The organism is Nocardia wallacei (genome assembly GCF_029868745.1).
Classification (GTDB): domain Bacteria; phylum Actinomycetota; class Actinomycetes; order Mycobacteriales; family Mycobacteriaceae; genus Nocardia; species Nocardia wallacei_B.
In genome coordinates, this window is sequence record NZ_JARWOP010000190.1 from 1 (window position 1) to 3,250 (window position 3,250).

7 protein-coding genes are annotated in these 3,250 nt (G+C 72.8%); all 7 read right to left on the reverse strand.

The annotated features are described in order from the left end of the window. Nucleotides 1–172: 172 nt before the first annotated feature. The gene (locus tag QH470_RS15700) at nucleotides 173–748 is read right to left on the reverse strand and encodes an Asp23/Gls24 family envelope stress response protein (RefSeq protein WP_280273099.1); all 576 of its coding nucleotides are present in this window, start codon (nucleotides 746–748) and stop codon (nucleotides 173–175) included. Beyond that, the gene (locus tag QH470_RS15705; RefSeq protein WP_280273100.1) at nucleotides 748–1,281 is read right to left on the reverse strand and encodes a DUF6286 domain-containing protein; all 534 of its coding nucleotides are present in this window, start codon (nucleotides 1,279–1,281) and stop codon (nucleotides 748–750) included. The genes QH470_RS15700 and QH470_RS15705 overlap by 1 nt, the downstream gene beginning before the upstream one ends. After that, complete coding sequence (locus QH470_RS15710; RefSeq protein ID WP_280273101.1) at nucleotides 1,278–1,622, reverse strand: Asp23/Gls24 family envelope stress response protein; 345 nt, start codon at nucleotides 1,620–1,622, stop codon at nucleotides 1,278–1,280. The genes QH470_RS15705 and QH470_RS15710 overlap by 4 nt, the downstream gene beginning before the upstream one ends. Next, on the reverse strand, nucleotides 1,619–1,807 hold the full coding sequence (locus QH470_RS15715) for a hypothetical protein (RefSeq protein ID WP_280273102.1): 189 nt from the start codon (nucleotides 1,805–1,807) through the stop codon (nucleotides 1,619–1,621). The genes QH470_RS15710 and QH470_RS15715 overlap by 4 nt, the downstream gene beginning before the upstream one ends. Before the next feature lies 1 nt (nucleotide 1,808). Continuing rightward, nucleotides 1,809–2,327, reverse strand: coding sequence for an Asp23/Gls24 family envelope stress response protein (locus QH470_RS15720; RefSeq protein ID WP_280273103.1), 519 nt, complete (start codon nucleotides 2,325–2,327; stop codon nucleotides 1,809–1,811). 92 nt (nucleotides 2,328–2,419) lie between these two features. Next, on the reverse strand, nucleotides 2,420–2,737 hold the full coding sequence (locus QH470_RS15725) for a hypothetical protein (RefSeq protein ID WP_280273104.1): 318 nt from the start codon (nucleotides 2,735–2,737) through the stop codon (nucleotides 2,420–2,422). Further along, a complete protein-coding gene (locus QH470_RS15730) occupies nucleotides 2,734–3,105 on the reverse strand; it encodes an Asp23/Gls24 family envelope stress response protein (protein WP_280273105.1) in 372 nt (123 codons plus the stop codon). Before QH470_RS15730 ends, QH470_RS15725 begins: the two co-directional genes overlap by 4 nt. Between the last annotated feature and the right edge of the window lie 145 nt (nucleotides 3,106–3,250).

Below are 3,250 nucleotides of genomic sequence, written 5' to 3' on the forward strand. Positions count from 1 at the left end.
GAACTGACGATCCCCACTCCCACGGATCCGGTTGCCCCCGGCCCCGGTTTGCCCCCCCCCCCCCCCCCCCCCCCCCCCCCCCCCCCCCCCCCCCCCCCCCCCCCCCCCCCCCCCCCCCCCCCCCCCCCGCCCCCCCCCCCCCCCCCCCCCCCCCCCCCCCCCCCGATCCGCGTCAGCGGGCGCGGGCGAGCCGACCGCGATCGGCCAGGCGCAATTCCAGTGTCACCGGGACGATTTCGGCCTCGAGCGCCTCGCGCAGCCGGGCCACCGCATGGCCGAGAATGTGTTTGCGCAGCGCCGCCAGGTCGGTGTCCGGTTCGGCGGTCACGACCAGGTGCAGTTCCGGCGCGGCGGCGGGTCCGGACAGTCGCGCGGCGGCCGAGCGGACCTGCGGATAGGACTCGACATCGGCGACCACCGGCGCGGCCGCGACGCCGGAATCGAGCACCGTGGTTCCCGCGGCATCGGTGGCGCCGATCCGCCACATCGTCCGCCGCGGCAGCCGGGCGGCCTGCGCCGCCAGCCACCGCAGCGCGGCCAGGCCGATCAGCACCGCGCCCACCGCGACCGCGATCAGCACCCAGCGCGGCGGCGCGGCGGTGCCGGGGACGAGGGTGGTATCCGGGTCCGCCCAGCTCAGTCGGCCGGTCCAGGCGACGATGGCGTAGGCGCCGGCGGCGACCAGCGCCAGGCCGATCAGTGCCAGCAGCGTCCGATTCAGCCGGGCGGGGCGGTTGACCGTACTCATCAGGCTTCTCCTGTCCGTACCGTGCGCACCCGGGTACGCACCGTATGCGGCGTGCGGGGACCCACCAGCGCCAGGCGTTCATCGATCGCCGCGCGCACCGCGGAGCCGACCTCCGATTCGGGCCGACGGGTGCGCGCCTTCACCCGGATCTTCTTGCGTCCCAGCCGAACCCGTGACGATTCCAGACCGTCGACCGAGTCGGTCGCGTCCCGGACGGCGGCGCGCAGGCTGCGCCGGGTGATCCCCGCGTCCACACCCTCCGTCGATTCCAGCGGCAGCACGACCGGCCGTCCCGGCCACAGCGCCACCGCGAGCAGCAACAATCCGAGCACCGCGATGGTGATGCCGCCGCCGAGCACCCAGGCGCTGCCCCACGTGGTGTCGTGCAGGCGCGTCGCCACGCTGTCGTAGGAGACGAGTTCCTTTGTGTCGCTGAGCTTCTGTATCGCCGACACGGCGACCAGCACGCACACCGCGACCAGTGCCAGCGCCACCACGACGGCCGGGATCACCCGGCGCGGCCGGCGCCTCATCGGACCCGCCCCGGTTCGGCGTCGGTCGGCAGCGCCGACACCTCGATGTCCACTCGCGGCACCGCCAGTCCCGACAGTTCGCGGGTGCGTTCGATCAGGTGGGCCCGGCAGGCGTCGGTGATCCGGGCGACGGGCAGCGGGTAACGGATCGGCAGCCGCACGCGCAGGACCGTCGCGTCCCCGACGACACGCGCGGTCACCTGCACGTCCGGCTCCACCCCGGCCACCTCGCGGGCGGCGCGGGCCGCGATCCGCCGCACCGCCCGCTCCCCCACCACGGTGACGCCGCGCGTTTCCATCTCGCGCGGCGGCGCGCCGGGGGATGCCGTGGCGGCGGTCATCGGCGGCTCCGATCCTGCGCCGATCGCACCAGCCCGGCCAGATCGACGTCGCCGTCGAGCCAGCGCCCGATCAGCAGGCCCAGCCCGCCGAACACCAGCACGACGAAGAACGCGCCGAAACCGCCGAAGGCCGCGGCGAACCCGAGAGCCAGGCCGCACATCAGGCAGATCGTGGTGGCGCTCATGTCACTGCACCCGATCCCGGCTCGGCGGTTGCTGCTGCTGATCGGCATCGTCGTCGCCCTCGATGTAGACGTCGTTGACATTGAGGTTGACCTCGACGACCTCGAGGCCGGTCATCTGTTCGATGGCCGTGATGACATTGCGCCGGACCACCCGCGCCAATTCGGCGATGGCGACGCCGTATTCGACGACCAGATCCAAATCGACGGCGGCCTGCCGCTCCCCGACCTCGACCGAAACACCCTGTCCCACACTGGCGGACGCGCCCGGGATGCGATCGCGCAGCGCGCCGAACGCGCGGGCCGCGCCGCCGCCCAGTTCGTGCACGCCGCGGACCTCGCGGGCGGCCAGCCCGGCGATCTTCTGCACGACGGTGTCGGCGATGGTGGTGGTGCCCTGATCGGTCACCAGCGCGTCCGGGCGGCCGGTGGCGTTGCGGTCGGCCTTGGCGGGCGCATTCGAGTTGTCGGACTTGGCATTTCCGGGGTTACCGGCCGGCTTGTCGGTTGCCGTGCTCGTCATGATTCCTCCGATTCCCTTGCGTTACAGCGGATAACGACCTTTCATCGGTAAGACACGAGGCCGCGCAGTTCGTCACGGCCGCTGTGTGTGAGCTAGGTAACCGCGATGTCGCCGACCGCCTCGGCGGTCAGGTCCGCGACTACCACGCGCAGTCTCGCCCGCGCCCACTCGGTGTTCTCGAGCAGCGGCCGGATCGCGGCGGCGACCTTGTCGACCAGCGGCGGCAGCGGCAGTGCGGTGGCCACGACGCGGACCTCCACCACCGCCGAGCCGAGATCGACCGCGTATCGGTTGCCCGCGAGCGGGAGCCAGGTCGCGTTCTGCGGCACCGGCGGGGTCGCGGGTCGCAGTCCGTCCACCGTGTCGATCGCGCCGACGATGTCATCGATCAGCTCTCCCTCCGCCGTCACGAGCGCCCCGGTTCGATGTCGAGAACACAGACCGAGACCTCGTCCACGGGGACGCCGGTCTGCTCGTTCACCACACGGGCGATCTCGCGCTGCACGGTTCTGGCGACCTCGCCGACGTGGCCGCCGGCCGCGATCGTGAGATCCACGTGGATCTTCAGCCACTCACCCGCGCGGCGGACCCGCACGCCACCCGAGGACGCCGATTCCTGCCGGGTCAGCAGTTGCAGACCCGAGCGCGCCAGCTGCCCGACCAGGCCGAGCACGCCGGGTTCGAGCCGCAGCACGCCGGGCACGGAGGCCGCGGCGCGGGCGGCGACCCCGGCGATCACCGCGTCGGCGACGACCGTTTCGGTGGCCGTGGTACTCACCGGTCCTCCATAAGGTTGTAGGTGTCCAGGGCAAGGTGCTCTGGATGCCCAGGGCGGCGGGGTGTGGCTGATCGGTTCTTGCCGTTGGGTGGTTTGCGAGGAGTGGCCGCCCCGTCGTTCTGGACGCCTCGGCCGCTGATTGAAA

What these genes read in the sequence shown, in the direction of transcription:
- QH470_RS15700 (WP_280273099.1), bottom strand. Translation starts at nt 748, where the DNA reads ATGAGTACGGTCAACCGCCCCGCCCGGCTGAATCGGACGCTGCTGGCA.
- QH470_RS15705 (WP_280273100.1), bottom strand. Translation starts at nt 1,281, where the DNA reads ATGAGGCGCCGGCCGCGCCGGGTGATCCCGGCCGTCGTGGTGGCGCTG.
- QH470_RS15710 (WP_280273101.1), bottom strand. Translation starts at nt 1,622, where the DNA reads ATGACCGCCGCCACGGCATCCCCCGGCGCGCCGCCGCGCGAGATGGAA.
- QH470_RS15715 (WP_280273102.1), bottom strand. Translation starts at nt 1,807, where the DNA reads ATGAGCGCCACCACGATCTGCCTGATGTGCGGCCTGGCTCTCGGGTTC.
- QH470_RS15720 (WP_280273103.1), bottom strand. Translation starts at nt 2,327, where the DNA reads ATGACGAGCACGGCAACCGACAAGCCGGCCGGTAACCCCGGAAATGCC.